The organism is Alcanivorax sp., assembly GCF_002726155.1.
Taxonomy (GTDB): Bacteria; Pseudomonadota; Gammaproteobacteria; order Pseudomonadales; family Alcanivoracaceae; genus Alcanivorax.
Map to the genome: position 1 here is coordinate 1 of NZ_PBSH01000028.1, position 15,843 is coordinate 15,843.

The window sequence follows — 15,843 nt, forward strand, 5'->3', positions numbered from 1 at the left end:
GGTAATGCCGGGCGATAACGTGCAGATGGACGTTGAGCTGATCGCTCCGATCGCCATGGAAGACGGCCTGCGCTTCGCGATTCGCGAAGGTGGTCGTACTGTTGGTGCCGGTGTGGTAGCTAAAATCACCGAGTAAGTTTTACGGTGATGAGGGGTGGCGGGCAGGCTCGCCACCCTGTTTTGTTTCAGGTTTAAAGAGTTACAGGCCAGTAGTTCAATTGGTAGAGCACCGGTCTCCAAAACCGGCTGTTGGGGGTTCGAGTCCCTCCTGGCCTGCCAATTTTCCCAAAACTGCCACTCAGGTGGTGGGGTGCATCGTCAGATGAGCGAGAAAACAGAAGCGCGTTCCGGCTCTGCCGCCTTTGAGGCGGTGAAGTGGTTGTTGGTTGTGGGGTTTGTTGCTGCGGCCGTAGTGGGCAATAGCTATTTCTCCGACCAGGCAACCCTGTATCGGGTGATCGGTGTTGTTGCTGTTTCTCTGGTGGCGGTGTTTGTTGCTCTGCAAACTGAGCAGGGCAAAGCGTTCAACCAGTTGCGTAAGGATTCTCTGGTCGAGCTTCGCAAGATTGTGTGGCCGACGCGTCAGGAAACCTTGCAGACTACGCTGATTGTTCTGGTCTTTGTTGTGATTGTGGCCCTGTTGCTGTTTGTGCTCGACTGGATTCTCGGTGGGCTCATGTCCTGGGTTATTGGCTAAGGGGTAAGCATGGCAAAGCGCTGGTACGTAGTACACGCCTATTCAGGTTTCGAGAAATACGTAAAACGTGCTCTTGAGGAGCGCGTTAAATTGCGTTCTATGGAAGAGCTTTTTGGCGAAATTCTGGTTCCCACTGAGGAAGTGGTGGAGATCAAGGGTGGGCAAAAGCGCAAATCCGAGCGCAAGTTCTTCCCGGGTTACGTTCTGGTGCAAATGGAGATGTGTGATGACTCCTGGCACCTGATCAAGGAAACCCCGAAGGTGATGGGCTTTATTGGTGAAGATCCGAAAAATCCGGGTCGTGTTTCGCCCATTACCCAGAAAGAGGCGGATGCCATTCTGCGTCGTATGGATGATGCAGTTGAGAAGCCGAAGCCGAAGACATTGTTTGAAGCGGGTGAAGTGGTTCGTGTTAACGACGGTCCTTTCGCTGACTTCAACGGTGTGATCGAAGAAGTGAATTACGAGAAGAGCCGTCTGCAGGTGGCTGTGATGATCTTCGGTCGGTCCACACCGGTTGAGCTGGAGTTCGGTCAGGTCGAAAAAACCTGATTGTGAGCAGCGTTTAAACTAGGTGCCCTGGTCGCTGAAAGGCGGCCGGGGCGTTTTGACAACCTGAGGGGAGCCAGTCATAGACGCGGCGTTTGCACCCAAGGAGTCTTAAAATGGCGAAGAAAGTACAAGCCTACATCAAGCTGCAGGTTGCAGCGGGTCAGGCTAACCCGTCACCGCCGGTAGGTCCTGCTCTGGGTCAGCACGGTGTGAACATCATGGAGTTCTGTAAGGCGTTCAACGCCCAGACTCAGCAGCTGGATGCCGGTGCGCCGGTTCCGGTCGTGATCACCGTTTATAACGATCGCTCTTTTACCTTCACCATGAAGACGCCGCCGGCGGCTTACCTGCTGAAGAAAGCGGCCGGGATCAAGAGCGGTTCCGGTGAGCCGAACACCAAGAAAGTGGGCAAGGTGACCCGTGCGCAGCTGGAAGAGATCGCCAAGGCTAAAGAGCCGGATCTGACCGCTGCGGACCTGGATGCCGCTGTGCGCACTATCGCGGGTTCTGCCCGTTCCATGGGCCTGGATGTGGAGGGTTAACCAATGGCTAAACTGTCTAAGCGTAACCGTGCCATCCGCGAGAAGGTTGAAGCGGGTAAGCTGTACCCGGTTGAGGAAGCTGTCGCACTGCTGGCTGAGCTTTCTGCCGTGAAATTCAAAGAGTCTGTGGACGTGGCGGTAAACCTGGGTGTTGATCCACGTAAATCCGACCAGAACGTTCGTGGTGCTTCTGTTCTGCCTCACGGTACCGGCAAGACTGTCCGTGTTGCCGTGTTTGCTCAGGGCGCCAAGGCTGAAGAAGCCAAAGAAGCGGGTGCAGACGTTGTCGGTTTTGACGATCTGGCCGAGAAGGTTCAGGCGGGCGAGCTCGACTTTGACGTTGTGATTGCCTCCCCGGACGCCATGCGGGTTGTCGGCAAGCTGGGCACCATTCTGGGTCCCCGCGGTCTGATGCCGAACCCGAAAGTTGGCACCGTGACTCCTGATGTTGCCCAGGCGGTTAAAAACGCCAAGGGTGGTCAGGTGCGTTACCGTACCGATAAAGGCGGGATTATTCATTGCACCGTCGGCCAGGTGGGTTTCGACTCCAGCGCCATCAAGGAAAATGTGGAAGCGTTGATCGCTGACCTGAAAAAGGCCAAGCCATCTTCCGCTAAAGGGACTTTCTTCAAGAAGGTTACCTTGTCCACCACCATGGGTCCCGGTCTGTCCATCGACCCGGCATCCCTGGCGATGTAAGAAGTTTCGATCCTGCTGCAAGGCAGGATCAAAAGGGCTTTGATCCCGGCGGCGCGTCTCATGCAGTGAGCGACGCCGGGGCGTCAAAGACCGCAGGTTTTCGGTGTGCTTTGGTGTCTGCCTTTATGAGGTAAGTAAGCCGTCGGGATTAAGGGGTAACCGCCTGCGCAGGCGCGGTAGTTGTTTCCTGATTTGCTCAGGTTGTGGCTCCGCGATAATAGCCGGGAAACCGGCTCTGGCGACCGCCTCGAAATCAGATTGCAGTCGATTTTGACGGTTAATGTTTGTGAATCCAGGAGGTACATCATGCCTTTGAATCTGGAGGACAAACGAGCGATTGTTGCTTCGGTTAATGCTGTTGCTACTGAAGCGCTGTCTGCTGTGGTTGCTGACTATCGTGGTCTCACTGTTTCTCAGATGACTGAGTTGCGTAGTAAGGCCCGTGAAACCGGTGTGTACCTGAAAGTAGTAAGGAACACGCTGGCGAAGTTCGCCGTGAAAGACACTGAATTTGAGTGTCTGAACGATGCACTGGTTGGCCCCACTGTTTTGGCTTTTTCCCAGGATGATCCGGGCGCTGCTGCTCGCCTCATCAAGGATTTCGCCAAAGACCATGACGCGCTGGAAGTAAAAGCTCTGGCCGTGGGTGGCGTAACTTATGGTGCGCAGGATATCGATGTCCTGGCCAAGTTGCCGACTCGCGACGAAGCAATTTCTCAGCTCATGTCCGTTATGCAGGCCCCGGTGGCCAAGTTTGTTCGTACCCTCAACGAGGTGCCCGGCAAATTTGTTCGCACGGTTGCTGCAGTCAAGGACCAGAAACAGAGTGCTGCCTGATTTTCAGGTTGCGTAACTACCCGATCCAATCGGATCACCAAAGTGGTGATTTAGGAGATTGAAAATGGCCGTTTCCAAAGAAGATATCCTCGGCGCTATCGCCGATATGAGTGTTATGGACCTCGTTGAACTGATCGAGGCCATGGAAGAGAAGTTCGGCGTTACTGCCGCTGCCGCTGTTGCTGCTGCTCCTGCAGCCGCTGGTGGTGAAGCTGCTGCCGCTGAAGAGCAAACCGAGTTTGACGTTGTTCTGACCGGTTTCGGTGACAAGAAAGTTGGCGTGATCAAGGCTGTCCGTGAAGTGACTGGCCTGGGTCTGAAAGAAGCCAAAGAGCTGGTTGAAGGCGCTCCTGCTCCTGTTAAGGAAGGCGCAGCCAAAGACGAAGCCGAAGAGATCAAGAAAAAGATCGAAGAGGCTGGCGGTACTGCCGAGCTCAAGTAAGCGCGTTAGCGCTATGTCTTTCCGCGGTTTCGCGGAAAGGCGCCGGCTGGCAGCTTTTTGGCTGCCAGCCTTTTGTCGTTTCTGTATGAAGGGTTTCATGCAGAAATATCACCACAGGGTGATAGGTCAACAGCTGAGGAACGCAGATGGCATACTCATTCACTGAGAAAAAGCGGATCCGCAAAGATTTCGGCAAGCTTCCGAAAGTTATGGAAGTGCCTTATCTCCTGGCGATACAGCTCGATTCTTACCGTAAATTCCTGCAGCAGGATAAGAGCGCAGAAGAACGCCTGGAAGAAGGTCTGGAAGCCGCTTTCCGGTCGGTATTTCCGATCGCCAGTTATTCAGGAAATGCAGCGCTGGAGTATGCCGGCTACGAGTTCGGCAAACCCGTTTTTGATGTAAAAGAATGCATCATTCGCGGTACTACCTACGCGGCGCCATTGCGTGTGCGTATTCGTCTGGTGATTTACGATCGTGAATCATCCGGGGCGATCAAGGATATTCGTGAACAACAGGTCTACATGGGTGAAATTCCCCTGATGACCGAAAACGGTACCTTCGTTATCAATGGTACCGAGCGTGTAATCGTGTCCCAGCTGCACCGGTCCCCCGGTGTGTTCTTCGATCACGATAAAGGCAAGACTCACTCTTCCGGCAAGTTGCTCTATTCTGCCCGGGTGATTCCTTACCGTGGTTCCTGGCTGGACTTTGAATTCGATCCCAAAGACCAGGTCTTTGTCCGGATTGACCGTCGCCGCAAACTGCCGGCGACCATCCTGCTGCGCGCGTTGGGTTACACCTCCGACGAAGTGTTGGAGATGTTCTTCGACACCAATGAAATCGCAGTGGAAGACGGCATTTACCGTATGAAGCTGGTGCCGGAGCGTCTGCGTGGTGAAACCGCGACCTTCGATATCCTGGCTGACGGTGAAGTCGTGGTTGAACGTGGTCGTCGTATTACAGCGCGCCACATTCGCCAGTTGGAAAAAGCCAACATTGAATACCTGGAAATCCCGGCTGAATACCTGCAGGGCAAATACCTGGCCAAGTCGATCATTGACCAGGACACCGGCGAGATTCTGGTGGAGTGTAATACCGAGCTGACAGCGGAAACGCTGGAGAAGCTGGAGCAGGGCGGCATTGCCGACTTTGAAACACTCTATACCAACGATCTGGATAACGGCCCGTTCATGGCCGATACCCTGCGTGCTGATCCGACCCGTACGCCGCTTGAGGCATTGGTCGAAATCTACCGGATGATGCGTCCGGGTGAGCCGCCGACCAAGGAAGCGGCTGAGAACCTGTTCAAGAACCTGTTCTTCACCGATGAGCGTTATGACCTGTCCGGTGTTGGCCGGATGAAGTTCAACCGTCGTCTCGGTCGTGAAGATGAGACCGGTCCTGGCATCCTTTATGACGGCCGTTACTTCAGCGCTCGCTCCGATGAGGAAGGCAAGCAGTACTTCGAACAGATGGGCGGCGAAACCTCCGACATTATCGAAGTGCTGAGAACTTTGGTGGATATCCGCAACGGTAACGGCGTGGTCGATGACATTGATCACTTGGGTAACCGTCGTGTGCGTTCCGTGGGCGAAATGGCCGAGAACCAGTTCCGTGTGGGTCTGGTGCGTGTTGAGCGTGCGGTCAAGGAGCGTCTGAGCCTGGCTGAATCCGAAGGCCTGATGCCGCAAGATCTGATCAATTCCAAGCCGGTGGCTGCTGCCGTGAAAGAGTTCTTTGGCTCTTCCCAGCTGTCCCAGTTCATGGATCAGAACAACCCGCTGTCCGAGATTACGCATAAGCGTCGTGTCTCCGCGTTGGGCCCGGGTGGTCTGACCCGTGAGCGTGCCGGCTTTGAGGTGCGTGACGTACACCCGACTCACTACGGTCGTGTGTGCCCGATCGAGACCCCTGAAGGTCCGAACATCGGTCTGATCAACTCTCTCGCCACCTATGCCCGCGCCAACGAGTACGGCTTCCTTGAGTCTCCGTACCTGAAAGTGATTGACGGCAAGGTCAGTGAAGAAATCGAATACCTGTCTGCGATCGAAGAAGCTGAGTGCGTGATCGCACAGGTGGACGCGAAAATGACTGAGGACGGTGGTTTCGAGGAAGACTTCGTTACCGTACGTCACCGTTACGAATTTACCGTGATGGAGCGTGACACCATTACCCATATGGATGTCTCTCCTCGTCAGGTGGTATCCGTGGCGGCGTCGCTGATCCCGTTCCTCGAGCACGATGATGCGAACCGGGCCTTGATGGGCTCGAACATGCAGCGTCAGGCTGTGCCGACCCTGCGTGCTGACAAGCCGCTGGTGGGTACTGGCTTCGAGCGTCACGTTGCCCGTGACTCCGGTGTCTGTGTGGTAGCGACCCGTGGTGGTATCGTCGATAAGGTCGACGCATCACGAATCATCGTTAAGGTAAATGACAGCGAAGTGAGCGAAGGTGAAGCAGGTGTAGATATCTACAACCTGACCAAGTACACCCGCTCCAACCAGAACACCTGCATCAACCAGCGTCCGCTGGTGAAGGTGGGTGATCGGGTTGCTGCCCGCGATATCATGGCTGACGGTCCTTCTGTGGACATGGGCGAATTGGCCCTGGGTCAGAACATGCGCGTGGCCTTCATGCCGTGGAATGGCTACAACTTTGAGGATTCCATCCTCATCTCTGAAAAAGTTGTGAAGGATGATCGTTTCACCTCCATCCACATTCAGGAGCTGACTTGTATTGCCCGTGATACCAAGTTGGGTCCGGAAGAGATTACTGCGGATATCCCCAATGTGGGCGAAGCGGCGCTGTCCAAACTAGATGAGTCCGGCATTGTCTACATCGGTGCAGAAGTGGAAGCCGGCGACATTCTGGTGGGCAAGGTAACGCCGAAAGGCGAAACCCAGCTGACCCCTGAAGAGAAGCTGTTGCGTGCGATCTTCGGTGAGAAAGCCTCCGACGTGAAGGATACCTCTCAGCGCGTATCTTCCGGCGTTAAAGGCACCATCATCGATGTACAGGTCTTTACTCGTGATGGTGTCGAGAAAGACGAGCGCGCTCGTCAGATCGAGCAGGCTGCCCTGGAGCAGTTCCGCAAGGATCTGAAAGACGAGTACCGTATTCTCGAGCAGGATATTCTTGAGCGTCTGCGCACCGTGATGGTGGGCAAGAAGGTTAACGGTGGTGCGGGCTTCAAGCGCGGCGCTGAGTTGACCGGTGACGTTCTGGATGGCCTGGATGCCGAGAAGTGGTTCGAACTGCGTCCGGCTGACGATGATGTGGCCGAGCAACTTGAGCGTGCCCAGCAGTATCTGGAGCAGCACAAGAAAGAGCAGGACGAGCGCTACAAGGACAAGCAGGCCAAGATCTCCGGTGGTGATGATCTGGCTCACGGTGTCCTGAAAGTGGTCAAGGTTTACCTGGCAATCAAGCGTCGTATTCAGCCCGGTGACAAGATGGCCGGCCGTCACGGTAACAAGGGTGTGATTTCCGTAATCATGCCTGAAGAAGATATGCCGCATGACGAGAATGGCGTGCCGGTGGATGTGGTGTTGAACCCTCTGGGTGTACCGTCCCGTATGAACGTGGGGCAGATTCTGGAAACCCATCTGGGTTGGGCTGCGAAAGGTCTTGGTGAGCGGATCGGCGAAATGCTGGCCGAGCAGAAGAAGATTGCGGACATTCGCGTCTTCCTCGACAAGATCTACAACCAGGCGGGTGCCGGTGGCACACCGGAAGATCTGGACAGCTTCAGCGATGATGAAATCATCGACTTGGCCAAGAACCTGGTGGGCGGCGTGCCCATGGCGACGGCAGTATTCGACGGCGCCAAAGAGTTCGAGATCAAGGAGCTGCTGGAGCTGGCTGGACACGACCGCTCCGGTCAGGTGCAGTTGTGGGATGGCCGTACCGGTGAAGCCTTTGACCGCAAGGTGACCGTGGGCTACATGTACATGCTCAAGTTGAACCACTTGGTGGACGACAAGATGCATGCGCGTTCCACCGGTTCCTACAGCCTGGTTACCCAGCAACCGCTGGGTGGTAAGGCGCAGTTCGGTGGTCAGCGTTTCGGTGAGATGGAAGTGTGGGCGCTGGAGGCCTATGGCGCCGCTTACACCTTGCAGGAAATGCTCACCGTGAAATCCGATGACGTGAATGGCCGTACCCGCGTGTACAAGAACATCGTGGATGGTGATCACCGCATGGATCCGGGTATGCCGGAATCCTTCAACGTGTTGCTGAAGGAAATTCGTTCTCTCGGTATCAATATCGAGCTGGAAAACGACTGAGGCAGTGGGCGTCGTCTGTTAGTAGACGGCGCCACTGTTACCCGGGTTTAGGAAAGAATCTAGAGCGAAAGCTCACTACGGAGGACTGGCCTTGAAAGACTTGCTGAATTTGCTCAAAAGTCAGGGACAAGTCACGGAGTTCGACAAGATCCGCATCGCGCTTGCGCCGCCGGATCTGATCCGCTCCTGGTCTTTTGGCGAAGTTAAAAAGCCTGAGACCATTAACTACCGCACGTTCAAGCCTGAGCGTGATGGTCTGTTTTGTGCGCGAATCTTTGGTCCGATCAAGGACTACGAATGCCTGTGCGGTAAGTACAAGCGTTTGAAGCATCGTGGCGTAATCTGTGAAAAGTGTGGCGTTGAAGTCACCCTGTCCAAGGTGCGTCGTGAGCGCATGGGCCATATCGAGCTGGCCAGCCCCACTGCTCACATCTGGTTCCTGAAGTCACTGCCGTCACGTATCGGTCTGATGCTGGACATGACCCTGCGTGATATCGAGCGGGTTTTGTACTTCGAATCCTTTGTTGTGACCGAGCCGGGCATGACCACGCTTGAGCGTGGGCAGCTGCTTACCGATGAAGAATACTTCGACTCTCTGGAAGAATTCGGTGACGAATTCGAAGCCAAGATGGGTGCCGAAGCCGTGCAGCAGCTCCTGATGGAGCTGGATCTGGTTGAAGAGATCAAGATCCTGCGCGAGGAAGTGGAATCCACTAATTCCGATACCAAGCTGAAGAAGCTGTCCAAGCGTCTCAAGCTGATGGAGGCCTTCAAGGATTCCGGTAACGCACCTGAGTGGATGATTCTCACCGTTCTGCCGGTTCTGCCGCCGGATCTGCGTCCGCTGGTACCTCTGGACGGTGGCCGTTTTGCGACCTCCGATCTGAACGATCTGTATCGCCGGGTGATCAACCGGAACAACCGCCTCAAGCGTCTGCTGGACCTGAGCGCGCCGGACATCATCGTGCGTAACGAAAAGCGTATGCTGCAGGAATCTGTAGATGCGTTGCTGGATAATGGTCGCCGCGGTCGTGCCATTACCGGTTCCAACAAGCGTCCTCTGAAATCCCTGGCTGACATGATCAAGGGTAAGCAGGGTCGTTTCCGTCAGAACTTGTTGGGTAAGCGAGTCGATTACTCCGGTCGTTCCGTGATCGTGGTAGGTCCGACCCTCAAGCTGCACGAGTGTGGCCTGCCCAAGAAGATGGCGCTGGAACTGTTCAAACCGTTCATCTTTGCCAAGCTGGAAGGGCGTGGTCTGGCGACCACTATCAAGGCGGCCAAGAAGATGGTCGAGCGCGAAACCGCGGAGGTGTGGGATATCCTCGCCGAAGTGATTCGCGAACACCCGGTCATGTTGAACCGGGCGCCGACCCTTCACCGTCTGGGTATCCAGGCGTTCGAGCCGGTACTGATTGAAGGTAAAGCCATCCAGCTGCACCCGCTGGTGTGTGCGGCATTCAACGCCGACTTCGATGGTGACCAGATGGCGGTACACGTACCGCTGACCCTGGAAGCCCAGCTCGAAGCCCGTGCGCTGATGATGTCCACCAACAACATCCTGTCCCCGGCCAACGGTGAACCGATTATCGGTCCTACCCAGGACGTGGTATTGGGTCTGTACTACATCAGCCGTGACCGTGTGAATGCACAGGGTGAAGGCCAGGTGTTTGCCGACACCAAGGAAGTGATGCGTGCGCTGGGTAACAAGCAGGTGCATATCCATGCCCGCGTTAAAGTGCGTGTGCATGAAGTGGTGAAAGACCTGGAAGGTAACGTGGAAGAGCGTACCTTCATTGCCGATACCACCCCTGGCCGTTGTAAGCTGTGGGATATCGTGCCGGCGGGTCTGGGCTTCGATATGGTCAACCAGAACATGACCAAGAAGGCCATCTCCAAGCTGCTGAACACCTGCTACCGGATTCTGGGCACCAAAGAGACCTGTATCTTCGCTGACCAGCTGATGTACCTGGGCTTCCGTGAAGCGACATTGTCCGGTTCTTCCATCGGTGTGGAAGACATGGTGATTCCGGATGCCAAGTACACCATGATCGACGCTGCCGAAGAGGAAGTGCGCGAGATCGAGGAGCAGTTTGCTTCCGGTCTGGTAACCCGCGGCGAGCGTTACAACAAGGTCGTGGATATCTGGGCGCGGACCAATGACCAGATCGCCAAGGCGATGATGGAAAACCTCCGGGTTGAAGTGGTCAAGAACCGCGACGGCAAGGACGAAGAGCAGGGCTCTTTCAACTCCATCTTCATGATGGCCGATTCCGGGGCGCGGGGTTCCGCCGCCCAGATTCGTCAGCTGGCCGGTATGCGTGGCCTGATGGCGAAGCCGGATGGCTCCATTATCGAAACGCCGATTACCAGCAACTTCCGTGAAGGTCTGAACGTACTCCAGTACTTCATCTCCACTCACGGTGCGCGTAAAGGTCTGGCGGATACCGCGTTGAAAACGGCGAACTCCGGTTACCTGACTCGTCGTCTGGTGGATGTGGCGCAGGATCTGGTGATTAACCAGAACGATTGCGGCACTGAAGAAGGTCTGCTGATGACACCGCTGATCGAAGGTGGTGACGTGGTAGAGCCGCTGCGCGAACGTGTTCTTGGTCGTGTGGTCGCCCGTGATGTGATGAACCCGCTGAAACAGGACGAAGTGGCGGTGGAAGCCGGCACCCTGCTGGATGAGGTCTGGGTTGAACAGCTGGAAACCATGGGTGTGGACGAAGTGCTGGTGCGCTCGCCGATTACCTGTGCGACTCGCTGGGGCGTGTGTGCCACCTGTTACGGTCGTGATCTGGCCCGTGGCCATCAGGTCAACGTGGGCGAGGCTGTCGGTGTTATCGCGGCACAGTCCATTGGTGAGCCGGGTACCCAGCTGACCATGCGTACCTTCCACATTGGTGGTGCGGCTAGCCGGGCATCTGCAGTGTCCAGTATTCAGATCAAGCACGGCGGCAAGGTGCGTTTCCACAATGCCAAGCACGTGCAGCACAAGGACGGGCTGGTCATCGTTTCCCGTTCTGCGGATCTGGCGGTGGCTGATGAGCTGGGCCGTGAGCGTGAGCGTTACAAGCTGCCCTACGGTGCCACTGTGACCGTGAATGAAGGGGATGAAGTTGGCGGTGGTCAGGTTGTTGCAACCTGGGATCCGCACACACACCCGATCATCGCGGAAGTGGAAGGTAAGGTGCAGTTCGGTGATATGGAAGAAGGTATCACCGTAAACCACCAGACCGACGAGCTGACCGGCCTGACCAATATCGAAGTGCTCGGTTCCCAGAACCGTCCTTCTGCGGGTAAGGATATGCGTCCGGTTATCCGGGTGCTGGATGGCAAGGGCAAGCCTATTGTCATGCCTAACACAGACATGCCGGCACAGTACTTCCTGCCGGGCGGCGCGCTGTGTGGCCTGAAGGATGGCGCCAACATCGGTGTGGGTGACGTGATTGCGCGGATTCCGCAGGAATCCTCCAAGACCCGTGACATCACCGGTGGTCTGCCCCGTGTTGCTGACTTGTTCGAAGCTCGGAACCCGAAAGAAGCGGCAATCCTGGCTGAAAAGACCGGTACCGTGTCCTTCGGTAAAGAAACCAAAGGCAAGGTTCGCCTGGTGATCACTCCGGATAACAGTGATGACAACTACGAAGAACTGATTCCCAAGTGGCGTCAGCTCAACGTGTTTGAAGGTGAGCGGGTTGAGAAGGGCGAGGTGGTTTCCGATGGGCCGCTGAACCCCCACGATATCCTGCGCCTGAAAGGTGAGTCCGAGCTGGCCCGTTACATCGTTAACGAAGTGCAGGAGGTTTACCGCCTGCAGGGTGTGAAGATCAATGACAAGCACATTGAAACGATCATCCGCCAGATGCTGCGCAAGGTAGAGATCCTGGAAGTGGGCGAGTCTCACTTCATTAAGGGTGAGCAGGCAGAATATGCCCGCGTTATGGAAGAGATCGACCGTCTGAAAGCCGAAGACAAGATGCTGCCGCAATACCAGCGTCTGCTGTTGGGTATCACCAAGGCTTCCCTGGCAACCGAATCCTTCATCTCTGCGGCGTCTTTCCAGGAAACCACCCGCGTTCTCACCGAAGCGGCGGTAACCGGCAAGGAAGACGACCTGCGTGGCCTGAAAGAAAACGTGGTTGTGGGTCGTCTGATCCCGGCCGGTACCGGCTATGCCTACCACATGGATCGCCGCCGCCAGCGTGCTGACGCACGCGGGCCGGAAGCGCCGACCATGGACGAGGTGGAAGCGGCTCTGTCCGAGGCGCTTAGCTCCTCCGACGAGTAGTGCGGGCGTTTTCTTGACCCGATAATGGCACCCGCACAAGTGGCTGGTGCCATTTCGCCCCTTCGGGGGCAACCGTAGAGATTCTCCGGCGCCTTGACGGGATGCCGGAGGCTCCCTACAATCGCTGCCCCCCATGGTTTCATGGGCGGTAATTGGGTGGCATGGGCCGTAAACTGACGGTTTTTGTCACAGAACTGTAAGCGTGAGGCAGTAGTTTCATGGCAACTGTAAACCAGCTGGTGCGCAAGCCGCGCAAAAGCAAGGTAGAAAAGAGCGACTCCGTAGCCCTCCAAGGCTGCCCCCAGCGTCGCGGCGTTTGCACTCGGGTGTATACCACTACTCCGAAGAAGCCTAACTCCGCGCTGCGTAAAGTGTGTCGTGTGCGTCTGACCAACGGTTATGAAGTCTCTTCCTACATTGGTGGTGAAGGACATAACCTGCAGGAGCACTCCGTAGTGTTGATCCGTGGCGGTCGTGTAAAAGACCTTCCCGGTGTTCGCTACCACACCGTGCGTGGCACCCTGGATACGGCAGGCGTGCAGGACCGCAAGCAGCGTCGCTCCAAGTATGGCGCCAAGCGTCCGAAGTAATACCTAGCTACCTTTTCTGAATGCCGTAGCCCGTGTGGCTGCGGAGGGATGAGTAAGGTCCGGACGGCATGCCGTTCCGGAGTCACCTGAAGCTTTCCCCGCCCCAAAGCGGGAATGTTAGAGGAACACATCCGATGCCAAGACGTCGCGTTGTCGCCAAACGGGAGATCCTGCCGGATCCGAAGTTTGGAAGCCAGATTCTGGCCAAGTTCATGAACCATGTAATGGTTAGTGGTAAGAAATCTGTATCCGAGCGTATTGTTTACGGTGCGCTGGATATTATCACCGAGCGTAAAGGGCTTGATTCCCTGGAGACGTTCGAAAAGGCGCTGGACAATATCCGTCCTGCCGTCGAGGTAAAGAGCCGCCGTGTTGGTGGTGCGACTTACCAGGTTCCTGTTGAGGTTCGTCCCAGCCGCCGTACTGCTTTGGCAATGCGCTGGTTGGTAGATGCTGCCCGTAAGCGTGGTGAGAAGAGCATGCCTGCTCGTCTGGCCGGCGAAGTGATGGATGCCGCTGAAGGCAAAGGCGCTGCGATGAAGAAACGTGAAGACGTGCATCGTATGGCCGAGGCCAACAAGGCCTTCTCCCACTTCCGCTTCTAAGGCAGAAGGCAAGCGAGTGAAACCGGCCTGTGTACAGGCCGGTTTTTGTATTTGAACCAGTGAATCGAGGTTAGCACCGTGGCTCGTAAGACTCCTCTTAATCGCTATCGCAACATCGGTATCTGTGCGCACGTAGATGCGGGCAAGACCACTACTACCGAGCGTATTCTTTTCTACACCGGTGTGTCTCACAAAATTGGTGAGGTGCACGACGGTGCTGCCACCATGGACTGGATGGAGCAGGAACAGGAGCGTGGTATTACCATTACCTCCGCTGCGACCACCACTTTCTGGCAGGGTATGGACCAGCAGTATGATCAGCACCGTATCAACATCATTGATACTCCGGGGCACGTTGACTTCACTATTGAAGTCGAGCGTTCCTTGCGTGTACTCGATGGTGCCGTGGTGGTGTTCTGTGGTTCTTCCGGCGTTGAGCCGCAGTCCGAGACTGTATGGCGCCAGGCCAACAAATATGAAGTCCCGCGTATCGTGTTCGTCAACAAGATGGACCGTGCTGGCGCAGATTTTGACTCCGTTTGTAACCAGATTCGCAAGCGTCTGGGTGCTTCCGTTGTGCCGATTCAGTACAATATCGGTGCGGAAGACAACTTCAAGGGTGTCGTCGATTTGATCCGGATGAAGGCTATCTACTGGAGCGAAGACGACATGGGGATGACCTACGAAGAGAAGGACATCCCGGACGACATTAAGGCACGTTGTGACGAGCTCCGTGAGCAAATGACGGAAGCGGCAGCAGAGGGCTCTGAAGAGCTGATGGAAAAGTACCTGGAAGAAGGTGACCTTTCCAATGACGATATCAAGGCGGGTCTGCGTCAGCAGGTTCTGGCCAACGAAATCGTTCTCGGCCTGTGTGGTTCCGCGTTCAAAAACAAGGGCGTTCAGGCGCTGCTCGACGCCGTTATCGAATTCCTGCCGGCCCCGGATGAAGTAAAAGCCATCCAGGGTGTGCTGCCGGATGGCGAAACCGTTGAAGCGCGTAAGTCTTCAGACGATGAGCCGTTCTCTGCGCTGGCATTCAAGATCGCTACCGACCCGTTTGTGGGGTCTCTGACCTTCATCCGTGTCTACTCCGGTGTGCTGAATTCCGGTGACAGCGTGATGAACTCCGTACGCGAGAAGAAAGAGCGTGTGGGGCGTTTGCTGCAGATGCACGCAAACAGCCGTGAGGAGATCAAGGAAGTACTGGCGGGTGACATTGCGGCCTGTGTTGGCATGAAGGACGTCACTACCGGTGACACCCTGTGCGACATGAAGAGCCCGATCGTTCTCGAGCGTATGGAATTTCCGGATCCGGTAATTTCCGTTGCTGTGGAGCCCAAGTCCAAGGCAGACCAGGAAAAAATGGGTCTGGCACTGGGGCGTCTGGCGCAGGAAGATCCGTCTTTCCGCGTGAAGACCGACGAAGAAACCGGCCAGACCATTATCTCTGGCATGGGTGAGCTGCACCTGGATATTCTCGTGGATCGTATGAAGCGTGAATTCAAGGTGGAAGCGAATATCGGTGCGCCGCAGGTGGCATACCGCGAAACCTTCACTCGCCCTGCGGACGTGGACGGTAAGTTCGTGAAGCAGTCCGGTGGTCGTGGTCAATACGGTCACGTTAAGGTCAAGTTTGAGCCTATCGATCGTGATGAAGAGTTCCAGTTCGAGGAGCAGATTCACGGTGGTTCTGTACCGAAGGAATATTTCGGCGCGGTACAGAAGGGTATCGACGAGCAGCTGCAGGCTGGTGTGCTGGCGGGCTACCCGATTCTGGGCGTGAAAGCGACTCTGTACGATGGTTCCTACCATGAGGTGGATTCCAACGAAAACGCTTTCCGTATGGCGGGTGCCCTGGCTGTGAAGAACGCAGCGAAGGAAGCTGGTGCGGTATTGCTTGAGCCGATGATGAAGGTGGAAGCGGTAACCCCGGAAGACTACATGGGTGACGTGATGGGTGACTTGAACCGTCGCCGTGGTATCGTTCAGGGCATGGAAGACACCATGGCCGGCAAGATTATTCGTGCCGAGGTGCCTTTGTCTGAAATGTTCGGTTACGCTACTGATCTGCGTTCCATGTCTCAGGGCCGTGCCAGTTACTCCATGGAGTTCTTGAAGTACGCTGAGGCGCCGAAGAATATCGCTGATGAAGTCATCAGCGGCAAGAAATCTTAAATTTACGGTTAATTTGTTAAGGGTATAGAGCCGTGGCAAAGGAAAAGTTTGAACGTAATAAACCGCACGTAAACGTAGGCACCATTGGTCACGTTGACCATGGTAAAACCACCCTGAC

13 protein-coding genes and 1 tRNA gene are annotated in these 15,843 nt (G+C 55.7%); all 14 read left to right on the forward strand.

Going from position 1 to position 15,843, the window contains the following annotated elements:
* A partial coding sequence (locus CL546_RS08025) for an EF-Tu C-terminal domain-related protein (RefSeq protein ID WP_463671037.1) occupies positions 1 to 136 on the forward strand: 136 nt, incomplete at its 5' end.
* A gap of 67 nt (positions 137 to 203) precedes the next feature.
* Positions 204 to 279, forward strand: a tRNA-Trp gene (locus CL546_RS08030).
* A 43-nt stretch (positions 280 to 322) separates the two neighbouring features.
* Positions 323 to 697, forward strand: a complete 375-nt coding sequence (gene secE / locus CL546_RS08035) for a preprotein translocase subunit SecE (RefSeq protein WP_007150146.1) — start codon at positions 323 to 325, stop codon at positions 695 to 697.
* Positions 698 to 706: 9 nt separating this feature from the next.
* Positions 707 to 1,249, forward strand: a complete 543-nt coding sequence (nusG, locus tag CL546_RS08040) for a transcription termination/antitermination protein NusG (protein WP_039926800.1) — start codon at positions 707 to 709, stop codon at positions 1,247 to 1,249.
* A gap of 113 nt (positions 1,250 to 1,362) precedes the next feature.
* Positions 1,363 to 1,791: a 50S ribosomal protein L11 gene (gene rplK / locus CL546_RS08045; RefSeq protein ID WP_007148611.1), complete on the forward strand. Its 429-nt coding sequence runs from the start codon at positions 1,363 to 1,365 to the stop codon at positions 1,789 to 1,791.
* Between the two features lie 3 nt (positions 1,792 to 1,794).
* A complete protein-coding gene (gene rplA / locus CL546_RS08050; protein ID WP_007150884.1) occupies positions 1,795 to 2,490 on the forward strand; it encodes a 50S ribosomal protein L1 in 696 nt (231 codons plus the stop codon).
* A gap of 306 nt (positions 2,491 to 2,796) precedes the next feature.
* Positions 2,797 to 3,327 carry a 50S ribosomal protein L10 gene (gene rplJ / locus CL546_RS08055; protein WP_063519590.1) on the forward strand — a complete coding sequence of 177 codons (531 nt, stop codon included), beginning with the start codon at positions 2,797 to 2,799 and terminating at the stop codon, positions 3,325 to 3,327.
* Between the two features lie 64 nt (positions 3,328 to 3,391).
* Positions 3,392 to 3,769 (forward strand): 50S ribosomal protein L7/L12, encoded by a 378-nt coding sequence (gene rplL / locus CL546_RS08060; RefSeq protein ID WP_007149799.1) that lies wholly within the window; start codon positions 3,392 to 3,394, stop codon positions 3,767 to 3,769.
* A gap of 146 nt (positions 3,770 to 3,915) precedes the next feature.
* On the forward strand, positions 3,916 to 8,058 hold the full coding sequence (gene rpoB / locus CL546_RS08065; RefSeq protein WP_007148802.1) for a DNA-directed RNA polymerase subunit beta: 4,143 nt from the start codon (positions 3,916 to 3,918) through the stop codon (positions 8,056 to 8,058).
* 91 nt (positions 8,059 to 8,149) lie between these two features.
* On the forward strand, positions 8,150 to 12,352 hold the full coding sequence (rpoC, locus tag CL546_RS08070; RefSeq protein ID WP_290494049.1) for a DNA-directed RNA polymerase subunit beta': 4,203 nt from the start codon (positions 8,150 to 8,152) through the stop codon (positions 12,350 to 12,352).
* Positions 12,353 to 12,570: 218 nt separating this feature from the next.
* Positions 12,571 to 12,942: a 30S ribosomal protein S12 gene (gene rpsL, locus CL546_RS08075; protein ID WP_011587675.1), complete on the forward strand. Its 372-nt coding sequence runs from the start codon at positions 12,571 to 12,573 to the stop codon at positions 12,940 to 12,942.
* Between the two features lie 134 nt (positions 12,943 to 13,076).
* Positions 13,077 to 13,547 (forward strand): 30S ribosomal protein S7, encoded by a 471-nt coding sequence (rpsG, locus tag CL546_RS08080; RefSeq protein ID WP_011587676.1) that lies wholly within the window; start codon positions 13,077 to 13,079, stop codon positions 13,545 to 13,547.
* Between the two features lie 78 nt (positions 13,548 to 13,625).
* Complete coding sequence (fusA, locus tag CL546_RS08085) at positions 13,626 to 15,725, forward strand: elongation factor G (protein WP_290494050.1); 2,100 nt, start codon at positions 13,626 to 13,628, stop codon at positions 15,723 to 15,725.
* Positions 15,726 to 15,757: 32 nt separating this feature from the next.
* Positions 15,758 to 15,843, forward strand: an 86-nt coding sequence (locus CL546_RS08090) for a GTP-binding protein (RefSeq protein WP_235577371.1), incomplete at its 3' end; no start/stop codon positions are given.

Bases quoted from the DNA above. Each gene is read 5' to 3' on its own strand.
- secE (WP_007150146.1), top strand. From the start codon at position 323: ATGAGCGAGAAAACAGAAGCGCGTTCCGGCTCTGCCGCCTTTGAGGCG.
- nusG (WP_039926800.1), top strand. From the start codon at position 707: ATGGCAAAGCGCTGGTACGTAGTACACGCCTATTCAGGTTTCGAGAAA.
- rplK (WP_007148611.1), top strand. From the start codon at position 1,363: ATGGCGAAGAAAGTACAAGCCTACATCAAGCTGCAGGTTGCAGCGGGT.
- rplA (WP_007150884.1), top strand. From the start codon at position 1,795: ATGGCTAAACTGTCTAAGCGTAACCGTGCCATCCGCGAGAAGGTTGAA.
- rplJ (WP_063519590.1), top strand. From the start codon at position 2,797: ATGCCTTTGAATCTGGAGGACAAACGAGCGATTGTTGCTTCGGTTAAT.
- rplL (WP_007149799.1), top strand. From the start codon at position 3,392: ATGGCCGTTTCCAAAGAAGATATCCTCGGCGCTATCGCCGATATGAGT.
- rpoB (WP_007148802.1), top strand. From the start codon at position 3,916: ATGGCATACTCATTCACTGAGAAAAAGCGGATCCGCAAAGATTTCGGC.
- rpsL (WP_011587675.1), top strand. From the start codon at position 12,571: ATGGCAACTGTAAACCAGCTGGTGCGCAAGCCGCGCAAAAGCAAGGTA.
- rpsG (WP_011587676.1), top strand. From the start codon at position 13,077: ATGCCAAGACGTCGCGTTGTCGCCAAACGGGAGATCCTGCCGGATCCG.